Annotated in this window: 15 protein-coding genes and 1 pseudogene; 12 read left to right on the forward strand and 4 right to left on the reverse strand. The window is 69.2% G+C overall.

The genetic code is table 11. The features are described 5' to 3' along the window. Positions 1-405: an Rv2175c family DNA-binding protein gene (locus ACNQVK_RS17310; RefSeq protein WP_418030488.1), complete on the forward strand. Its 405-nt coding sequence runs from the start codon at positions 1-3 to the stop codon at positions 403-405. On the opposite strand, the gene ACNQVK_RS17315 is transcribed toward ACNQVK_RS17310, so the two are convergent. The 4 genes from ACNQVK_RS17315 to ACNQVK_RS17330 all read right to left on the reverse strand — a co-directional run bounded on the left by ACNQVK_RS17315 (position 394) and on the right by ACNQVK_RS17330 (position 4,521). Next, entirely contained in the window at positions 394-1,923 is a 1,530-nt protein-coding gene (locus ACNQVK_RS17315; RefSeq protein WP_418030489.1) for an alpha-(1->6)-mannopyranosyltransferase A, read from the reverse strand. The two genes, ACNQVK_RS17310 and ACNQVK_RS17315, sit on opposite strands and share 12 nt — an antisense overlap. A gap of 31 nt (positions 1,924-1,954) precedes the next feature. Beyond that, positions 1,955-3,043, reverse strand: coding sequence for a bifunctional (2E,6E)-farnesyl/geranyl diphosphate synthase (idsA2, locus tag ACNQVK_RS17320; protein ID WP_418030490.1), 1,089 nt, complete (start codon positions 3,041-3,043; stop codon positions 1,955-1,957). 126 nt (positions 3,044-3,169) lie between these two features. Next, a complete protein-coding gene (locus tag ACNQVK_RS17325; protein WP_418030491.1) occupies positions 3,170-3,886 on the reverse strand; it encodes an LppM family (lipo)protein in 717 nt (238 codons plus the stop codon). 11 nt (positions 3,887-3,897) lie between these two features. After that, positions 3,898-4,521, reverse strand: a complete 624-nt coding sequence (locus ACNQVK_RS17330; protein ID WP_418034192.1) for a GNAT family N-acetyltransferase — start codon at positions 4,519-4,521, stop codon at positions 3,898-3,900. A 227-nt stretch (positions 4,522-4,748) separates the two neighbouring features. Here ACNQVK_RS17330 and ACNQVK_RS17335 point away from each other — a divergent pair, with 227 nt between their 5' ends. From ACNQVK_RS17335 to murG, 11 genes and pseudogenes are all read left to right on the forward strand, one after another. After that, a complete protein-coding gene (locus ACNQVK_RS17335) occupies positions 4,749-5,150 on the forward strand; it encodes a DUF3040 domain-containing protein (RefSeq protein WP_044524384.1) in 402 nt (133 codons plus the stop codon). Positions 5,151-5,594: 444 nt separating this feature from the next. Further along, positions 5,595-6,026, forward strand: a complete 432-nt coding sequence (mraZ, locus tag ACNQVK_RS17340) for a division/cell wall cluster transcriptional repressor MraZ (protein WP_090431211.1) — start codon at positions 5,595-5,597, stop codon at positions 6,024-6,026. Next, positions 6,001-7,211: pseudogene (gene rsmH, locus ACNQVK_RS17345) on the forward strand (16S rRNA (cytosine(1402)-N(4))-methyltransferase RsmH). Before mraZ ends, rsmH begins: the two are co-directional and overlap by 26 nt. Beyond that, entirely contained in the window at positions 7,208-8,350 is a 1,143-nt protein-coding gene (locus tag ACNQVK_RS17350; RefSeq protein WP_418030492.1) for a hypothetical protein, read from the forward strand. The pseudogene rsmH and the gene ACNQVK_RS17350 overlap by 4 nt, the downstream one beginning before the upstream one ends. Beyond that, positions 8,347-10,272 carry a peptidoglycan D,D-transpeptidase FtsI family protein gene (locus ACNQVK_RS17355; RefSeq protein WP_418030493.1) on the forward strand — a complete coding sequence of 642 codons (1,926 nt, stop codon included), beginning with the start codon at positions 8,347-8,349 and terminating at the stop codon, positions 10,270-10,272. The genes ACNQVK_RS17350 and ACNQVK_RS17355 overlap by 4 nt, the downstream gene beginning before the upstream one ends. Positions 10,273-10,324: 52 nt before the next feature. Continuing rightward, positions 10,325-11,899, forward strand: coding sequence for a UDP-N-acetylmuramoyl-L-alanyl-D-glutamate--2,6-diaminopimelate ligase (locus tag ACNQVK_RS17360; RefSeq protein ID WP_418030494.1), 1,575 nt, complete (start codon positions 10,325-10,327; stop codon positions 11,897-11,899). Further along, positions 11,896-13,422, forward strand: coding sequence for a UDP-N-acetylmuramoyl-tripeptide--D-alanyl-D-alanine ligase (locus tag ACNQVK_RS17365; RefSeq protein ID WP_418030495.1), 1,527 nt, complete (start codon positions 11,896-11,898; stop codon positions 13,420-13,422). Before ACNQVK_RS17360 ends, ACNQVK_RS17365 begins: the two co-directional genes overlap by 4 nt. Beyond that, positions 13,419-14,498: a phospho-N-acetylmuramoyl-pentapeptide-transferase gene (gene mraY, locus ACNQVK_RS17370; RefSeq protein WP_044523707.1), complete on the forward strand. Its 1,080-nt coding sequence runs from the start codon at positions 13,419-13,421 to the stop codon at positions 14,496-14,498. The genes ACNQVK_RS17365 and mraY overlap by 4 nt, the downstream gene beginning before the upstream one ends. A gap of 61 nt (positions 14,499-14,559) precedes the next feature. Further along, positions 14,560-16,014, forward strand: a complete 1,455-nt coding sequence (gene murD, locus ACNQVK_RS17375; protein ID WP_418034193.1) for a UDP-N-acetylmuramoyl-L-alanine--D-glutamate ligase — start codon at positions 14,560-14,562, stop codon at positions 16,012-16,014. Positions 16,015-16,019: 5 nt separating this feature from the next. After that, a complete protein-coding gene (gene ftsW / locus ACNQVK_RS17380; RefSeq protein ID WP_418030496.1) occupies positions 16,020-17,666 on the forward strand; it encodes a putative lipid II flippase FtsW in 1,647 nt (548 codons plus the stop codon). A gap of 101 nt (positions 17,667-17,767) precedes the next feature. Next, positions 17,768-18,931 (forward strand): undecaprenyldiphospho-muramoylpentapeptide beta-N-acetylglucosaminyltransferase, encoded by a 1,164-nt coding sequence (gene murG / locus ACNQVK_RS17385; RefSeq protein ID WP_418034194.1) that lies wholly within the window; start codon positions 17,768-17,770, stop codon positions 18,929-18,931. Positions 18,932-18,933 lie beyond the last annotated feature (2 nt).

Genomic DNA, 18,933 nt, shown 5'->3' on the forward strand with positions numbered 1-18,933 from the left:
GTGAGCAGTATTCCAGCGGCCGATGACGTATTGGACCCCGACGAGGCCGTCTACGACCTACCCACGGTGTCGGATTTGCTCGGCATTCCCGTCACCAAGGTGCACCAACAGCTGCGCGACGGGCAGCTGATCGCGGTGCGCCGCGACCGCGTCCTGGTGGTGCCGAAGCTCTTCTTCGATGACAACGGCCATGTGGTCAAGCCGCTGCCCGGCCTGCTGGTCGTGCTGCGCGACGGTGGCTACCACGACACCGAGATCGTGCGCTGGTTGTTCACCCCGGACGAATCGCTGACGATCACCACCGACGGCACCACCGAGCGGGTGTCCAATGCCCGCCCGGTCGACGCGCTGCATTCCCACCAGGCACGCGAGGTGCTGCGCCGCGCGCAGGCGCTAGCCTACTGACGGCTGGTTCTGAGCCTCGGGTTCAGCCGGCGCCCCAGGTGCGCGGTAGAGCGAGTACCACGCCACCAAGGCGCACGCCGTGGTCAGCAGGACATGGGCCCACGAGTACATGCCGTGCGCCCCATCGGGTTTCCACATCACCATGATCCAGGTGGAGAATCCGGCGACGGCGGCGATCGCCGGCCGGGTCTGGATCAGCGCGGCGGCCACCGCCAGTGGCCAGGTGTAGTACCAGGGCAGTGCGGCCGGTACGAACAGCACGACCACCACCATGGCCAGGGTGATACCGGTCAGGGCTTCGCGGTCGGTGTGCCGGTAGCGCCACCACAACAACGGCAACGCGATGACGATGGTGAGGATGCCGATGATGCGGGCGACCTCGAGTACCGCGTAGAAATTGACCGGAAAAAGCAGGCCGCCAATGGCATTGATGAGGTTGGCGGCCGCGGTGGGCACTGTCAGCCAGTTGATGATCTTGACCGAGCCGGCCAGCGCCGTCAGCCAGCCCAGGCCAACGCCTGCCAGCAGGGAGATGACCGCGAACACCGCCACGAAGATCAGAACCGAAGCGGCGGTGGCGACCGCGAATGCGCGCACCGCAGGCATGTCCCGCTTGTCCCTGAGTTGGCGCATCCACACCCAGACCAGGAACGGAAGGGCAAGCCCGGCGGTCGCTTTCACCGCGACGGCTATCGCGATGAGGCTGACCCCGATCACCGGCCTGCCCGCGAAGGTCAGTGCGATCGCGGCCATCATCAGGCCGACCATCAGCATCTCGTTGTGAACGCCGCCCATCAGGTGCACGATCACCAGCGGATTGAGTACGCAGATCCACAGTGACGCAGCCCCGTTGGCGCCGACATGGCGGGCTACGCGTGGTGCGGCCCAGATCAGCAACAGCAGACCGGGCAGCATGCACAGCCGCAGCAGCATGGTGCCGGCCACCACGTCGTCGCCCACCAGGATCGTGACGAACTTCGCCACCAGGATGAACGCCGGCCCGTAGGGCGCGGTTGTCGTCGTCCAGATCGGACTCACGTTGTCCAGCAAGGAGTTCGGATTCTCCACCGGCCCCACCACATAGGGGTCGAAGCCGTCGCGCAGCAGCGCTCCCTGGGCCAGGTAGGAGTAGGTGTCGCGGCTGAACAGCGGCACGCTCAGCAGCAGCGGCGCGAGCCAGAAACCGGTGGTGGCCACCATGGTGTATTCGGTGGCGGTGCCGTCGATCACGCGTCGGCCCAGCCAGAGCCAGGCGATCAGCATCACTGCGACGCCGGCCCACAACAGGATCGAGGACAGCACCAGGCCGTGCCCGAACCGCAACCAGGACAGGTGCAGTGATTCCAGGAGCGGGTCGTGCAGCCGCGTGCTGCCCGCGCCGAGCCCACCGATGGTCAGCAGCGCCGCGCCCAGGCAACCCAGCCGGGCCGGGGCTTCGGCGGACACCGCGAATGCGGCCAGACGCGAGATGTGTTGCGAGACCCCGGTGCTCGGGGTCTCGGTTGGCAGGGGTGTCATGAGGGAGATGTCATGTTGCGGTGACGGTCTTCTAGGCCGACCGGTTCGCCGCGAACCGGGCGATCTCGGCCAGGCCGGTTTTCGCCGATTCGTGGATCGGTGCGGCCGCCAGCGTGTCGAGCGCGCGGCGGGTGAGCAGCTCGATGTGCGCCTCGACCGCCGCCAGGGCGCCGACCGACTCGATGGCCCGGCACAGTTCGCCGACCTGTGCGTCCGACAGCTCGGTGCCCACCGACGTGCGCAGAAGCTCGGCGGCAGGAGGGTCGGACTTGTCGGCCAACTCGAGGGCCTCGGCCAGCAGCACTGTGCGCTTGCCTGACCGCAGGTCGTCACCCGAGGGCTTACCGGTCACCGCCGGATCGCCGAACACCCCGAGGACGTCGTCGCGGAGCTGGAAGGCGACGCCGAGATCGTTGCCGACCTGGTGGAAGATCTGCTGCACGTCGGGCCGGTCGGCGGCCGCGGCAGCGCCCAGCTGCAGCGGCCGGGCAACCGTGTACGACGCGGTCTTGTAGGTGTTGACGTTCATCGCCGAGGCCACCGATTCGGCGCCGCTGGCCTCCGCGACGATGTCGAGGTACTGGCCACCGAGCACTTCGGTGCGGATGTGGCGCCAGACCTGCTGGACGCGCTGCTGCCCATCGGCCGGGATGTCGGCGTTCGCGACGATGTCGTCGGCCCAAGACAGGGCCAGGTCGCCGGCCAGGATGGCCGCCGACAGGCCGAACTGCTTGGACGAGCCGTGCCAGTTGCGGTCGCGGTGCCGGTCGGCGAAGGTCCGGTGCACGGTCGGCAGGCCCCGACGGGTGGCCGAATCGTCGATGACGTCGTCGTGCACCAGGGCGCAGGCCTGCAGCAACTCCAGCGCGGCGAACAGCCTCAGCACGCCGGGCTCGGCGGGGCGGTCGGCCGGATCGATCACCGCGCGCCAGCCCCAATAGGCGAACGCCGGGCGGAGTCTCTTGCCGCCCCGCAGGACGAATTCCTCGAGGGCCTCGGTCAGCTCTGCGTAGTCGGTTCCGATGTACTCGCAATCGCGGCGGCGCTCGCGCAGGTAGTCGCGCAATTGGTCGGTGACGGCTCCGGCCAGCTCGACGGTTGACGGTGCCGATGTTTGCACGCTCAGCGCCCGCCCCTTTCTGTGTCAACGGTGTGTCCCCGAGTGCACTCAGCGTAGAGCGTGCCACGGGTTTTGTACCAAGCGAGTGTGGCGTAGCTGTTGGCTCGGCCGGGACGGTGCTCCCGGTCAGTCGCTGCCGGCGACCGGCTCACCCGGCTTGGGGGAGGTGTCACGGCTCATCCACGCCAGGGCCCCGATCACTCCAGCAACCAGAAACGCGCCGACGATGAGCCAGATGGTCGCGGTGGTGAACGACCGGGCACTCGGATCGGTGTAGCGGGCCTGGGCGTTCATGGTGCTGACGATTCCCGGCCGCAGTTTCCATTCCACGATGGAGGAGCTCACCTGGTCGCCATTGGTCGATGTCACTTCGCCGGGGAACGACACGGTCAGCAGCACATCGGCCTGCGGATCGGACAGCGAGGTGAGGTCGACCCGGCCCTCCAGGATCACCAGGTCACCGGCGCGGCGGAGGGAGATGTCGACCCCGGCGGCGTCGCGGCTCATCCCGGCCAGCTGGGGCAGTTCGGCGAACGTGAGGTCGGAGAACACCGCCTGGGAGCCGACGAAGTCGTCGCGGCTGTACTCCGAGACCGCGACCTTCGTGGCGAACGGGAGGTTGTTCAGCAGCTGCGGGCCCTTGTCGTCGGCGTCCCGCGGCTTTGCCGCCGCGATGATCTGGCCCGACACCCGGTCGTCGGGGGAGACCGTGATGGACGTGCGGACCCGGACGCAGCCCACCGCCATAGGCAGGATCAGCAGCAACATCACCAACGTGAGCAGGCGGGTCCGTCGGCTACGTCTGGGAAGGCGGCTCGGTGGTCGGACGTGCACGCTGGTCATCGTGCCAGATCTCACAGCGGCAGTGGGCGACCGAGGATGGCGAACGGTCGGGGATCGCCGGCGAAGTGGTACCCGCGGATCACGTCGGTGAAGCCGAGCCGCCGGTACAACTGCCATGCGCGATTGGCCTCGCCGTTGATCTCAGGGGTCGACAACAGCACGTGCGATTCGTCGCGACCGGCCAACAGTCGCCTGGTCAGGGCCTCGCCCAGGCCCTTGCCCTGGGCGCGGGGCTCGATGTGCAGCTCGGTGAGTTCGAAGTAACTGGCCATGAGTTCGGCGATGCGTGCGGGGCTCGCGCCCACGCGCTGCAGGCCGGAGATGACCTGTTGTTGCCACCACTGGTCGGGCGCCCCGCTGTAGCCGTAGGCGATTCCCAGCAGCGGGGCGTCAATCAGGTCCGCACCGGATTCAGTGCCCGCATCCGTGCCGGAGTCGGCGTTCGCGCCGGATTCGGCGACCTCGACGGCGGCCACACATTTCCAGCCCGCGCGCCGGGTGTGTTCGAGCCACAGCGCGGCGCGCTGCTCCTCGGTTCCGCGCGGATAGCGCATGGCGTCGACGTACACGCGCAGCGCCTCGGGGAGCCGGCGCTTCATGTCGTCCGGCGACAGATCGATAAGATACGTCGCCAATGCTTTCGCCTTTCGCCCGCCGGTGTCTGCCGAACTCATTATCTTCAGCATTATCCGGCTGGGATGCTGTCGGTCCCATCGACCGGGGCCATCTCGGAACGACTTACAATCGAAGGTGAACAAGGTGGTACGGCTCGGATCGACCTCGTATCATTAGGCTTAGGTGTCCGTGATTGCGGGCATGTGAAATGTTGAACGGCGACGGCGGCGTCGGCAAGGAGGGACGAATGCCACTCTCCGATCATGAGCAGCGCATGCTCGATCAGATCGAGAGCGCGCTCTATGCCGAGGATCCCAAGTTCGCGTCGAGCGTGCGCGGTGGGACCTTGAGGGCGCCATCGGCTCGGCGCAGGCTTCAGGGTGCGCTGTTGTTCGTGGTGGGCCTGGCGCTACTGGTTGTCGGGGTGGCCGTGAAGGCCACCATGATCGGTGGTTTCCCGATCTTGTCGGTGGTGGGATTCGTGGTGATGTTCGGCGGCGTGGTGTTCGCCGTCACCGGACCGCGTGTCACCGGGGGCCGTGACCGTGCGGCCCAGGGGTCCGGCAATGCGCCGCGCCAGCGTCGTCAGCGCGGTGGGTCGTTCACCACTCGGATGGAGGATCGGTTCCGTCGCCGGTTCGACGACTGAGCCGCTCGACGGCATCAAGGGGTAGCCCGTAGCGGGCTGCCCCTTTTTTGTGTTTTCGGTCAGTCCGGACCCGATGCCGGCGTCGTCCAGCGACACGCCGGACCCGCCCACCCGCCCACGGGTGTGGGGCGGTGTGGGGGACCCCAGCAGATTCTCAGGGATTTTCGCCCCACAACGCCCCACCTTCTCACCGCAGGTTCCTACCTGCGGTTTTTCTGTTTTCGGCTGCCCGGCGAGGGCGTTTGAGCGCATGGTGTGGGTGCTTCTGGGGGGCTTCGGTGGGGAGAAACCCCAAACGGGACGGCTCAAATGGAGCAAAGTGGGGGATCGTGGGGTAAAGTGGCGGCCAACGGGGAAAACGGAGCCCCGTTCGGAGGGCAGAAGGCCTGGCCTGGATCTCGCAAGCGACTCGGAGATCCGAACCGGGTGGCGGGAGGTGTCCAGATGTTTCTGGGTACCTACACGCCCAAGCTCGACGACAAGGGGCGGCTCACGCTGCCCGCCAAGTTCCGCGACGCACTGGCAGGAGGGTTGATGGTCACCAAGGGCCAAGATCACAGCCTGGCCGTGTATCCGCGCGACGAGTTCGAAAAGGTCGCCCGGCGCGCTGCTGACGCATCGCGCAGGAACCCCGACGCTCGGGCGTTCCTACGTAACTTGGCGGCCGCCACCGATGAGCAGCATCCCGACGCGCAGGGCCGGATCACCCTGTCGGCGGACCACCGTCGCTACGCGAGCCTTTCCAAGGAGTGCGTGGTGATCGGGTCGGTCGACTACCTGGAGATCTGGGACGCAGAAGCCTGGCAGGAGTACCAGCAGAACCACGAAGAGAACTTCTCCGCGGCCACCGATGAAGCTCTGCGCGACATCCTCTGATGCGACCCATCAACCGGCGGCAGGCCTGGACCTAGCCCGTGCAGCGAGGCCTCTGCCCGAATTGGCCCTGGCGTACTTCCCCAACGCCAGGTCCGTTAATTCGGACAGAGACCCCGGTGCAGGGGCCAATCCGAGCGGAGGTGTTTCAGCGGTGCCAGATTCCCCAGATCAGCCAGACTCCCAGGACCGCGCGGAACCCCAAGGCGCGGACTCCCACGAATACGGTCACGTCCCGGTCCTCCTCGACCGCTGCGTCGAGCTGCTGGCCCCCGCACTCACCCGCCGCCACGCCGACGGGGCGGACGCGGTTCTGGTGGACGCCACCCTCGGTGCGGGCGGCCACTCCGAACGCTTTCTGACCGACTTTCCCGCCTTGCAGGTCATCGGCCTGGACCGCGACCCCAATGCGCTCGGCATCGCCGGCGCCCGCCTGGCCCCGTTCGGCGACCGGATGCGGGCGGTGCGGACCCGCTATGACGGAATTGCCGGGGCAATCGCGGAATCGGGTTTCCGTCAGATCGACGGAGTGCTCTTCGATCTCGGTGTGTCCTCGATGCAGCTGGATCAGGCCGAACGCGGCTTCTCCTACTCCGCGGACGCACCGCTGGACATGCGGATGGATCCCGATGCGCCGCTGACCGCCGCTGACATCCTCAACACCTGGGACGCCAAGTCGATCGCCCGGGTTCTGCGTGATTATGGCGAGGAGCGCTTCGCCGGCCGGATCGCCGACAAGGTGGTCAAACGTCGTGCACAGCAACCGTTTTCCACGACCGGAGAGCTGGTGGAGTTGCTCTACGAGGCGATCCCGGCACCGGCGCGCCGTACCGGAGGGCATCCGGGCAAGCGGACTTTCCAGGCGCTGCGGGTCGCGGTCAACGGTGAACTGGATTCGCTGCGCGCTGCGCTGCCCGCCGCTCTGGCCGCGCTGACCGACGGCGGACGGATCGTGGTGATGTCCTATCAGTCGCTTGAGGACCGGATCGTCAAGCAGGCGTTCGCCGCGGCCACCGCATCACGGACCCCGCCGGCCTGCCCATCGAATTACCAGGCCACGAACCCGAATTCGTCACGCTGACCCGCGGTGCCGAGAAGGCCCGCCAAGTTGAGATCGATCGCAATCCGCGTAGCGCTCCGGTGCGGCTGCGGGCACTGGAAAAGGTGGGGGAAGGGGGCAACTCATGAAGGTGAAGCGACCCGAACAGTTGCGTGAGTCAGATCGCAGGCGTCCGGTGCGTCAACCCGCGCGAGGCGGCGGGCGGCGCACCGAACAGGCTCCGCCGCGCAAGCGCCGGCCGGGTTCCGAGCAGCGCCCCGCGCGCACCGCGCCGGGTGCCGGACCGATTCAGCGGCCGGGCACCAGTCCGGCCCGCCCGAAGAGCGCCAGCCAGGCCAAGGCCCGGGCGAAGGCTCGTAAGGCCAAGGCTCCCAAGGTCGTCCGTCCGCCTTTGCGGGTCCGGTTGCGGGAACGCCTGCTGGTCCGGCTCGCCTCGATCGAGCTCAATCCGCGGGTCCTGATCTCCCGGGTCCCGTTCGTCGTCCTGGTGATCGCGGCATTGGGCCTCGGACTCGCGGTCACCCTGTGGCTGTCCACCGGTTCGGCCGAGCGTTCCTACCAGCTGGGTCACGCTCGCCAGGTCAATCAGGGTCTGATGCAACAGAAAGAGGCGCTGGAGCGCGATGTGCTCGAGGCTCAGGCCGCTCCGGCGCTGGCCGAATCTGCCCGCAACCTGGGGATGATCCCGTCGCGCGACACCGCGCACCTGGTGCAGGATGCGACCGGCAACTGGACCGTCGTCGGCACCCCGAAGCCCGCCGAAGGCGTCCCGCCGCCCCCGCTGAACACGCCGCTGCCCGAGGAGGCCCCGCCGGCCCCGCCCGCCCCCCCGGCACCCCGGGTGCTCGATCCGCGCGAGTTGACTGTGCGGACGCCGAGCGCGGGTTCCCCTGTCGTACCGGGCATTCCGGTCCCGCAGGCCGACGTGCTCCACGGCCTGCCGGGAGCCGTACCGCCGGTGCCCGGGCCGGTGCCTGCGGTTGCTCCCGCGCCGGACGTGCTCGCGGCTCCCGCCCCGGCGTTGGTTGACCCCGCGCAACCGGCGACGCCGCCGATGCATCTACCCGGTGTGCCGACCGCGCCCGGTCCAGTAGTCGCACAGGCGCAACCGGCTCAGCCGGAACCGGTGGCCCCCGCTCCGGCTCCGGCCGCACCGGCGCAGGCTGCGCCAGGACCCGCTGTCCCGCTGGAACAGTTCAGCCCACCCGCGGCGCCCGCAGCACATGCCCCGGCCGTTGCCGTCAACGCCCCGGCGCCGGCGGCATGAATCGCCGCCCGGGCCGCCAGGGTCAGTCGCCGAAGCAGCAGGGGGCCAAGAAGGCCTCGCCCGGGCCTGGGCACGAGGCCCGGGTCCGCCGTACCCGGGTTGCCGCCGAAACCGGTTTGCGCAGCTCGTCTTTCGTGTTCCGGCACCGTGCCGGAAACCTGGTGATGCTGTCGGTGCTGGTGATTGCGGCCGTGCAGTTGTTCAGCCTTCAGGTGCCGAGGGCCGCGGGTCTGCGCGCCGAGGCGGCCAGTCAGCTCAAGGTCACCGATGTGAACCCGGCCATGCGGGGCAGCATCGTCGACCGCAACGATGACAAGCTGGCGTTCACCATCGAGGCCAAGGCGCTGACGTTCCAGCCGGTCCGGGTCCGCAAGCAACTCGCCGAGGCCAAGGCCAAATCCAGCGAGGCCCCCGATCCGGATCACCGGCTCACCGAGATCGCCAAGGAGATCGCCACCCGGCTCGACAACCGGCCCGATTTCAAGACCGTGCTCAAGAAGCTCAGGAGCAACGAGACTTTCGTGTACCTGGCCCGTGCAGTCGATCCCGCGGTCGCCGGTGCCATCATGGACAAGTTCCCCGAGGTCGGTGCCGAGCGCCAGGATCTGCGGCAGTACCCGGGTGGCTCGCTGGCCGCCAACATCGTCGGCGGGATCGACTGGGACGGTCACGGCCTGCTCGGGCTGGAGGATTCGCTCGACGCGGCGTTGGCCGGCTCCGACGGCTCGGTCACCTATGACCGCGGTTCGGACGGCGTGGTGATCCCCGGCAGCTACCGCAACCGGCACGACGCGGTCAACGGGTCCACGGTGCAGCTGACGCTCGACGACGACATCCAGTACTACGTCCAGCAGCAGGTGCAGCAGGCCAAGGATGCCTCGGGGGCCAAGAACGTCTCCGCGGTGGTGCTCGATGCCAAAACCGGTGAGGTGCTGGCGATGTCGAACGACAACACGTTCGATCCGAGCCAGGACCTCGGTCGGCAGGAGAGCCGGCAGATGGGCAACCTGCCGGTGTCCTCGCCGTTCGAGCCCGGTTCGGTGAACAAGATCATCACGGCCTCCGCCGCGATCGAGTACGGGCTGGCCAATCCGGACGAGGTTCTTCAGGTGCCCGGCTCGATCGACATGGGCGGGGTCACCGTCCGCGACGCGTGGAACCACGGCGTGATGCCGTACACCATGACCGGCGTGTTCGGGAAGTCGTCGAACGTCGGAACCCTGATGCTGGCGCAGCGGGTCGGCCCGGATCGGTTCTACGACATGGTCCGCCGGTTCGGTCTCGGTCAGCGCACCGGTGTCGGCCTGCCCGGTGAGAGCGGGGGCCTGGTGCCGCCCATCGATCAGTGGTCGGGCAGCTCGTTCTCCAACCTGCCGATCGGGCAGGGTCTTTCGATGACGCTGCTGCAGATGACCGGGATGTACCAGACCATCGCCAACGACGGGGTGCGCATGCCGCCCCGCATCATCAAGTCCACCATCGCGCCGGATGGCACCCGTACCGACGAGCCGCGGCCGGAAGGGGTTCGGGTGGTGACACCGGAGACCGCCCGCACGGTGCGAAACATGTTCCGCGCCATCGTGCAGCGTGACCCGATGGGCGCCCAGCAGGGGACCGGTCCGCAGGCCGCGGTCGAGGGTTATCAGATCGCGGGTAAGACCGGAACGGCGCAGCAGATCAATCCGGCGTGCGGTTGCTACTACGACGACGTCTACTGGATCACCTTCGCGGGCATGGCGCCTGCCGACGATCCGCGCTACGTCGTCGGGATCATGATGGACGCGCCGCATCGCGCGGCCGACGGGGCACCGGGATCCTCGGCGGCGCCGCTGTTCCACAACATCGCGTCGTGGCTGCTGCAGCGTCACAACGTTCCGTTGTCGGCGGATCCGGGGCCGCGGCTGACCCTGCAGGCGACCTGACCGCGATAGTCGTGGGTGGTGCGGTCGGCGGACCGCAGATGGGTACTGTGGCATGGCCATGAAGCTGCGTCCCAGCCGTCCCGCCGGCCAATACCTTCTGCCGCTCGCCGAACAGGTCCAAGCGGTATCCGCTAGCGGAAATCCCCTGCCGGAACTCCGGGTGACAGGCGTGACCCTGCGCGGTCAGGATGCCCAGCCGGGGGATCTGTTCGCCGCGCTCCCGGGCGCGGCGGTGCATGGTGCGCGCTATGCGGCAGACGCGGTCGCCGCCGGTGCGGTGGCGGTGCTCACGGACGCTGCCGGCGCCGTCGAATTGGATGGCCTCGACGTCCCGATCCTGATCCATTCCGACCCTCGTTCGGTGCTCGGTGAGGTGGCGGCCTCGGTGTACGGACGTCCGTCGGAGCGGCTGACCGTGATCGGGGTGACCGGAACCTCTGGCAAGACCACGACGACGTATCTGGTGGAGGCCGGGTTGCGGGCCGCGGGCCGGGTGGCCGGACTGATCGGCACCGTCGGGGTTCGGATCGACGGACGCGATCTGCCGAGCGCGCTGACCACGCCCGAGGCGCCTGATCTGCAGGCGCTGCTGGCCGTGATGGTCGAGGGCGGCGTGGACACCGTGGTCATGGAGGTGTCGAGCCACGCGCTGACGCTGGGCCGCGTCGACGGGATCCGGTTCGCACTCGGTGGGTTCACCAACCTGTCGCGCGACCACCTGGATTTCCACCCCACGATGGAGGACTACTTCGAGGCCAAGGCCCGGCTCTTCGATCCCAGGTCGCGCAACCACGCCGCGGCCGCGGTGGTCTGTGTCGACGACGAGGCGGGCGTCGCGATGGCCGGCCGGGCCGGGAAGGTGACGACCGTCAGTGCCACGGGCGCGCCGGCCGACTGGCAGGCGCGGGACATCTCGCTGGTCGGCGTCGGATCCCAGGAATTCACCCTGGTCGACCCGGCCGGAATGTCCCACCGGCTCGGGATCGGGCTGACCGGCGGATACAACATCGCCAATGCGGCCCTTGCGATCGCGCTGTTGGACGGGGCCGGGGTGTCGCCCGAGCAGGCTGCTCCTGGGCTGCGTACGGCTACCGTGCCGGGCCGGCTGCAGCCGATCGACCGCGGGCAGCCGTTCCTGGCTCTGGTCGACTACGCACACAAGCCCGGGGCGTTGCAGGCGGTGCTCGAGACGTTGAGGGCGAGCGCAGCGACGGGAGAAGGCGCCCTGCGGGCGGCGGGGCCGGGCCGCATCGCGGTGGTGTTCGGGGCCGGAGGCAACCGGGACACGGGCAAGCGCGCGCCGATGGGGCGGGTCGCGGCCGAACTGGCGGATCTCGTCGTGGTCACCGATGACAATCCCCGCGACGAGGAGCCCGCACTGATCCGGGCCGCGATCGTGGCCGGAACCGCCGAAGCGTCCGGGGGCGCGGAGGTCGTGGAGGTCGGCGACCGGCGGGCGGCGATCGACCATGCGGTGGCCTGGGCGGCGCCCGGCGACATCGTGCTGATCGCGGGCAAGGGCCACGAGAGCGGGCAGACCGGTGGCGGCCAGACCCGGCCGTTCGATGACCGTGACGAGCTGGCGGCGGCGCTGGAGGCACTCAAGGCAGGGGAGTCGGGCTCGTGATCGAGATGACCATCGCCAGGATCGCCGACATCGTCGGCGGCGAACTGGCCGACATCACTGCCGAAGAGGCCGCCTCCACCCGCGTCACCGGCACTGTCGAATTCGACTCCCGCGCGATCGGCCCCGGCGGATTGTTCCTGGCGCTGCCCGGCGCCCGCTCCGACGGCCATGACTTCGCGGCCGCGGCGGCGGCGTCCGGGGCCGCGGCCGTGCTGGCCGCCCGCCCGGTCGGGGTGCCCGCGATTGTGGTGTCTCCCGAACCTGGGGCGGCCGACGCCGCTTCTGGCGCTTTGGAATTCGACACCGACGGTTCCGGTGCGGCCGTGCTGGCCGCACTGGCCAAGCTCGCGGCGGCGGTGGCCGCCGAGCTCGTCGCCGATGGCCTGACGATCGTCGGCGTGACCGGATCTTCCGGCAAGACCTCGACCAAGGATCTGCTTGCCGCGGTGCTGGAGCCGCTCGGGCAGGTCATCGCACCGCCGGGTTCGTTCAACAACGAGCTGGGGCATCCGTGGACGGTGCTGCGTGCCACGCCCGAGACCGACTACCTGATCCTGGAGATGTCGGCCCGGCATCCGGGCAACATCGCCGCCCTGGCCGCGATCGCCCCGCCGCAGATCGCGGTGGTGCTCAACGTGGGCACCGCCCACCTCGGCGAGTTCGGCTCGCGCGAGGCCATTGCCAATACCAAAGCCGAGTTGCCGCAAGCTGTTCCGGCCTCGGGTGTGGTCATCCTCAATGTCGACGACACCGCGGTGGCGGCCATGGCCGCCAAGACCGCGGCCCGCGTGGTGCGGGTGTCGCGCGAGCCCGGCTCCGAGGTCGACGTGTGGGCCGGACCGGTGGCCCTCGACGATCTGGCCCGCCCGCGGTTCACCCTGCACGCAAACGGTGGGGAAGTCGAGGTGGCGCTGGCGGTGCACGGCGATCACCAGGTCGGCAACGCGCTGTGCGCGGCGGCGGTCGCGATGCAGTGCGGCGCCGGTCTGGATCAGGTGGCCGCGGCACTGGCGGGCGCCGGTCCGGTCTCGGGGCGCCGGATGCAGGTGGGTACCCGTGCCGACGGTGTGACGGTGATCAACGACGCCTACAACGCCAACCCGGATTCGATGCGCGCCGGGCTGAAGGCACTGGCGTGGATGTCCCGCCAGAGCCCCGGTGACCTGCACGGAAAGCGGCGCAGCTGGGCGGTGTTGGGCGAGATGGCCGAACTCGGTGACGACGCAATAACCGAGCACGACGCCATCGGACGCTTCGCGGTGCGCTTAGATGTGTCTCGGTTAATCGTCGTCGGAACCGGGAGGACTATGAACGCCATGCACCACGGCGCGGTGATGGAGGGTTCGTGGGGATCTGAGTCCACGATGGTCGACGACGCCGATGCCGCACTGGCCCTGCTGCGGGCTGAGCTGCAGCCGGGGGATGTGGTGCTGGTGAAGGCATCCAACTCGGTCGGCTTGGGTGCGCTGGCGGACGCGCTGGTCGCCGCTGAGGACGCAGATGATCGGAACGCCGACCGATGAAACTCATCCTGATTGCCGTCGGCATCGCACTGACGGTCTCGATCCTGCTGACGCCCGCCTTGATCCGGCTGTTCACCAAGCGTGGGCTCGGCCATGAGATCCGCGAGGACGGTCCGGCCAGTCACGCCAAGAAGCGCGGCACGCCGTCGATGGGCGGTGTGGCGATCGTGGCCGGTATCTGGGCGGCCTACCTGGGCACCCATCTGGTCGGGGTGGCGCTGGGCGGAGAGGGCCCGTCGGCCTCGGGCCTGTTGGTGCTGGGACTGGCCACGATGCTCGGCCTCGTCGGATTCGTCGACGATCTGATCAAGCTGCGGCGCTCCCGCAACCTGGGGCTGAACAAGACCGCCAAGACGGTCGGTCAGCTGACTGCCGCGGTGCTGTTCGGTGTGCTGGCCCTGCAGTTCCGCAACGGCGACGGGCTCACCCCGGGCAGCCCCGAGCTGTCCTATGTCCGCGAGATCGCCACCGTGACGCTGGCGTCGTGGGTGTTCGTGTTGTTCTGCGTGGTGATCGTCAGTGCGTGGTCCAACGCGGTGAACTTCACCGACGGCCTGGACGGGCTGGCGGCCGGAGCGATGGCGATGGTGTGTGCGGCCTACGTGCTGATCACCTTCTGGCAGTACCGCAATGCGTGCGCGACGGCGCCGGGGCTGGGCTGCTACAACGTGCGCGACCCGCTGGATCTGGCGATCATCGCGGCCGCGACCGCGGGCGCGTGTATCGGCTTCCTGTGGTGGAATGCCGCGCCCGCCAAGATCTTCATGGGTGACACCGGCTCGCTGGCCCTGGGCGGCATCATCGCCGGGTTGTCGGTGACGAGCCGCACGGAGATCCTCGCGGTGGTTCTGGGGGCATTGTTCGTGGCCGAGGTGACCTCGGTGGTGGTGCAGATCCTGGCCTTCCGCACGACGGGCCGCCGGGTGTTCCGAATGGCGCCGTTCCATCACCATTTCGAGTTGGTGGGTTGGGCCGAGACCACGGTCATCATCCGGTTCTGGCTGCTGACGGCGATCGCCTGCGGTCTGGGCGTGGCCCTGTTCTACAGCGAGTGGCTCACTGCAGTCGGGGCCTGACGTGGCCGGCCCGGTGGACGGTGACGACCAGGGGCTTCCGGCACGCGAGGAGGACGCGAGTCTGTTGTCGCTGCTGACTCCGGGAGCTCCGGTGTTGGTCACCGGCGCGGGGGTGACCGGACGCGCCGTACTGGCGGCGCTGGCACCCCTCGGCGTCGCTGCGATGTTGTGCGACGACCGCGCCGAGGCTCTGCAGTCCTACGCCGAGCAGGGCACCGCGGTCATCGATCCCGCCTCGGCGATCGCCGGCATCGCCGACTACGCGCTGGTGGTGACCAGCCCCGGATTCCCGCCCACCTCCGCTGTCCTGGCCGCCGCGGCCGAGGCCGGTGTGCCGATCTGGGGCGATGTGGAGCTGGCCTGGCGGCTGGACGCCGCGGGCCGCTACGGCCCGCCTCGCCGCTGGCTGGTGGTCACCGGTACCAACGGCAAGACCACCACCACCTCGATGCTGCAGGAGATGCTGCTGGCCGACGGGCGGCGAAGCCTGTTGTGCGGCAACATCGGTGATCCCGTGCTGGCGGTGCTCGATCAGCCCGCGGAGTTGCTGGCGGTCGAGTTGTCGAGCTTCCAGCTGCACTGGGCGCCCTCGCTGCGCCCGGACGCCGGTGTGGTGCTCAACGTCGCCGAGGACCATCTGGACTGGCACGGTTCCATGGCCGCCTACGCAGCCGACAAGGCCAGGGCGCTGGCCGGCCGGGTCGCCGTGGTGGGCCTCGACGATCCGGTGGCGGCCGGCCTGCTGCCCACCTCCCGGGCTCCGGTTCGGGTCGGATTCCGGCTGGGCGAACCGGCCGACGGCGAACTCGGTGTCCGCGCCGGCAAGCTCGTCGACCGTGCCTTCGGCGCCGACGTCGAGTTGGCTGATGCCGCGACGATCAGTGTGGCCGGGCCGGTCGGCCGGCTCGACGCGCTGGCGGCTGCGGCGCTGGCCCGCGCCGTCGGGGTGGCCCCCGAATCGATCGCGGCCGCATTGGCGTCGTTCCAGGTCGGCAGGCACCGCGCCGAGCTGGTCGGGGAGGCCGACGGGGTGCGTTTTGTCGACGATTCCAAGGCCACCAACCCGCACGCCGCGCAGGCGTCGATCACCGCGTTCGACCGCGTGATCTGGATCGCCGGGGGCTTGCTGAAAGGTGCCTCGGTCGACGAGCTGGTGCGCCAGGTGGCGAATCGGCTGGTCGCGGTGGTGTTGATCGGGCGGGATCGGCAGATGGTTGCCGATGCGTTATCGCGACACGCCCCGGATGTCCCCGTCGTCGAGGTTGTGACGGGGGAGGATTCTGGGGTGCTTGAGACAAATGAGTCTATTGGTGATCATGTGACTCGTGTGATCGAAGTCGCAGACCGGCCGGTCTCCGACGCGGTCATGACGGCGGTCGTTGATGTCGCGCGCGGCCTGGCAGCCTCGGGTGACACCGTGTTGCTGGCCCCGGCAGGCGCGTCCTTCGATCAGTTCAGCGGCTACGGCCAGCGCGGCGATGCGTTCGCCGGTGCCGTCCGCGCCGCGATCGGGTAGGCGAGGTGGCCAGCATTCTGGCCCGGTTGCGCGGCCGTGACGGCGACGCAACCGGCGAAACCGCCGATTCCGCCGCGGGTTCAGCGGGTGGCTCCGCCGAGTCGACGGCCGCCTCCACCGCGCCGCGCACCCGTTTCGGGGCGTGGCTGGGCCGGCCGATGACGTCGTTCCACCTGATCATCGCGGTCACCGCGCTGCTCACCACGCTCGGCCTGATCATGGTTCTCTCCGCGTCGGGCGTGTACTCCTACGACTTCGACGGGTCACCCTGGGCGGTGTTCGGCCGCCAGGTGATGTGGACCGTGGTCGGACTGGTCGCGTTCTACGTGGCGCTGCGGATGCCGGTGCGGACCCTGCGCCGGCTGGCGTTCCCCGGGTTCGCCTTCACGATCGTGCTGCTGATCCTGGTGCTTATCCCGGGAATCGGCAAGGTGGCCAACGGTTCCCGCGGCTGGTTCGTCGTCGCGGGGTTCTCGATGCAGCCCTCGGAGCTGGCCAAGATCGCCTTCGCCATCTGGGGCGCGCACCTGCTGGCGGCTCGCCGGCTGGAACGGGCCTCGCTGCGCGAGATGCTCGTCCCGCTGGTGCCTGCCGCGGTGATCGCACTGGCGTTGATCGTCGCTCAGCCCGACCTCGGGCAGACCGTCTCGCTGAGCATCATCCTGCTCGGCCTGCTGTGGTACGCGGGCCTCCCGCTGCGGGTGTTCCTGTCCTCACTGGCGGCCGCCATCGTGGCGGCCGGGGTCCTGGCCGTCTCCGCGGGCTACCGGTCCGACCGGGTGCAATCCTGGCTGGACCCGACGGCCGACGGGCAGGGGATCGGCTACCAGTCACGGCAGGCCCGGTTCGCCCTGGCCAACGGCGGCATCTTCGGTGACGGGCTGGGGCAGGGCACCGCCAAGTGGAACTACCTACCCAACGCGCACAACGACTTCATCTTCGCGATCATCGGCGAGGAGCTGGGATTCGTCGGTGCGCTGGGACTGCTGGGCCTGTTCGGGCTGTTCGCCTATACCGGGATGCGCATCGCCCGGCGTTCGGCAGATCCGTTCCTGCGTCTGCTGACGGCCACCACCACGCTGTGGGTGGTCGGCCAGATGTTCATCAACGTCGGCTATGTGGTGGGGCTGCTGCCGGTCACCGGGCTGCAGCTGCCGCTGATCTCGGCTGGTGGATCTTCGCAGGCCACAACACTTCTGATGATGGGGCTGATCACCAACGCTGCCCGGCACGAGCCGGAGGCGGTGGCGGCGCTGCGGGCCGGGCGCGACGACCGGATGAACCGGCTGCTGCGGCTGCCGCTGCCGGAGCCGTACGTCCCGACCCGGTTGGAGGTCGCCCGCAACCGGCTGCACGACCGCCGCAAGACGCCCTCGCGCACCGCGGGCAAGCCCAACGGCAAGGCCGGCGCCAAACCCACCGCCAAGCCCACCGCCAAGCAGGCGGGCAAGCAGGCCAGGGCCAAACAATCGGGTGCCAAACAAGCGGGGACCCGCCGCGCGCCGCGCAGCGGGGACCGGCCCGTGCGCCGGTCCGGGCACGCTGCCGGTCAGCAGGCGGCCGGGGGCGGTAGGTCCTCGGTCCGATATCCTGCAGGCCAGCACAAACAGGGGCAACGAGCCCGAACTTTGGAAGGTCAGCGTTACGGGTGAGCGACGGTAAGACGGACCGCGGGATATCTGGTGCTCGGGGGCAGGAGCGTAGCGAGCGCGGGATATCCGGTCCTCGGGGGCAGGAGCGCAGCGACCGCGGGATATCTGATCCTCGGGGGCAGGAGCGCAGCGACCGGGGGATATCCGTAGTTCTCGCCGGTGGTGGCACGGCAGGTCACGTCGAGCCGGCCATGGCGGTGGCCGACGCGCTACGTGAACTCGACCCGCAGGTGCGGATCACCGCTCTCGGAACCGCCCGAGGCCTGGAGACCCGGCTGGTTCCGCAACGCGGCTATGACCTCGAGCTGATCACCCCGGTGCCCCTGCCGCGCAAACCGTCGGGAGATCTGGTGCGGTTGCCGCTGCGCGTCCGCACCGCGATCCGCCAGACCCGTTCGGTGCTGGCCGGTGTCGAGGCCGATGTGGTGATCGGGTTCGGCGGCTATGTCGCGCTGCCCGCCTACCTCGCCGCCCGGGGCGGCTTCGGCCTGCACGGTCGCCGGCGCGCCGTCCCGGTGGTGGTCCACGAGGCCAACGCCAGCGCCGGCCTGGCCAACCGCGTCGGTGCGGTATCGGCGCGGCGCGTGCTCTCGGCGGTACCCGAACCGGGACTGCGCAAGGTCGAGGTGGTCGGAGTACCCGTTCGCGCGGCGATCACCTCGCTGGACCGTGCCGCCTTGCGCGCCGAGGCCAGGGCCTTCTTCGGTTTCGCCCCGGACGCCAAGGTGCTGCTCGTGTTCGGCGGCTCGCAGGGGGCGCAGTCGATCAACCGGGCAGTATCTTCGGCTGCCGAAGCGCTTGGTGCTGCGGGTGTTTCGGTTCTGCATGCACACGGGCCGAAGAACACCCTCGACCTGCCGCCGGCCGCGGCGGGCGCGCCGCCGTATGTCGCGGTGCCGTATCTGGACCGCATGGACCTGGCTTATGCCGCAGCCGATCTGGCGATCTGCCGTTCCGGTGCGATGACGGTTGCCGAGGTGACCGCCGTGGGATTGCCCGCGGTGTACGTCCCGCTGCCGATCGGAAACGGTGAGCAGCGACTCAACGCGCTGCCGGTGGTGTCGGCCGGTGGCGGCATCGTCGTCGACGATGCCCAGCTCACCGGTGGATTCGTGGCCGATACTGTCGCAGGTCTGATGACCGACGACGCGCGGTTGACGGCGATGACGGCGGCCGCCTCGTTGGCGGGTCATCCCGATGCCGCACGGCGGGTGGCGCAGGTCGCCCTCGAGATCGCCCGTGCTCAACGAAAGAAGCTGCAGTGAAC

The sequence above is a fragment of the Mycobacterium sp. 134 genome, assembly GCF_048282715.1.
In the GTDB taxonomy this organism is placed as follows: Bacteria; Actinomycetota; Actinomycetes; order Mycobacteriales; family Mycobacteriaceae; genus Mycobacterium; species Mycobacterium septicum.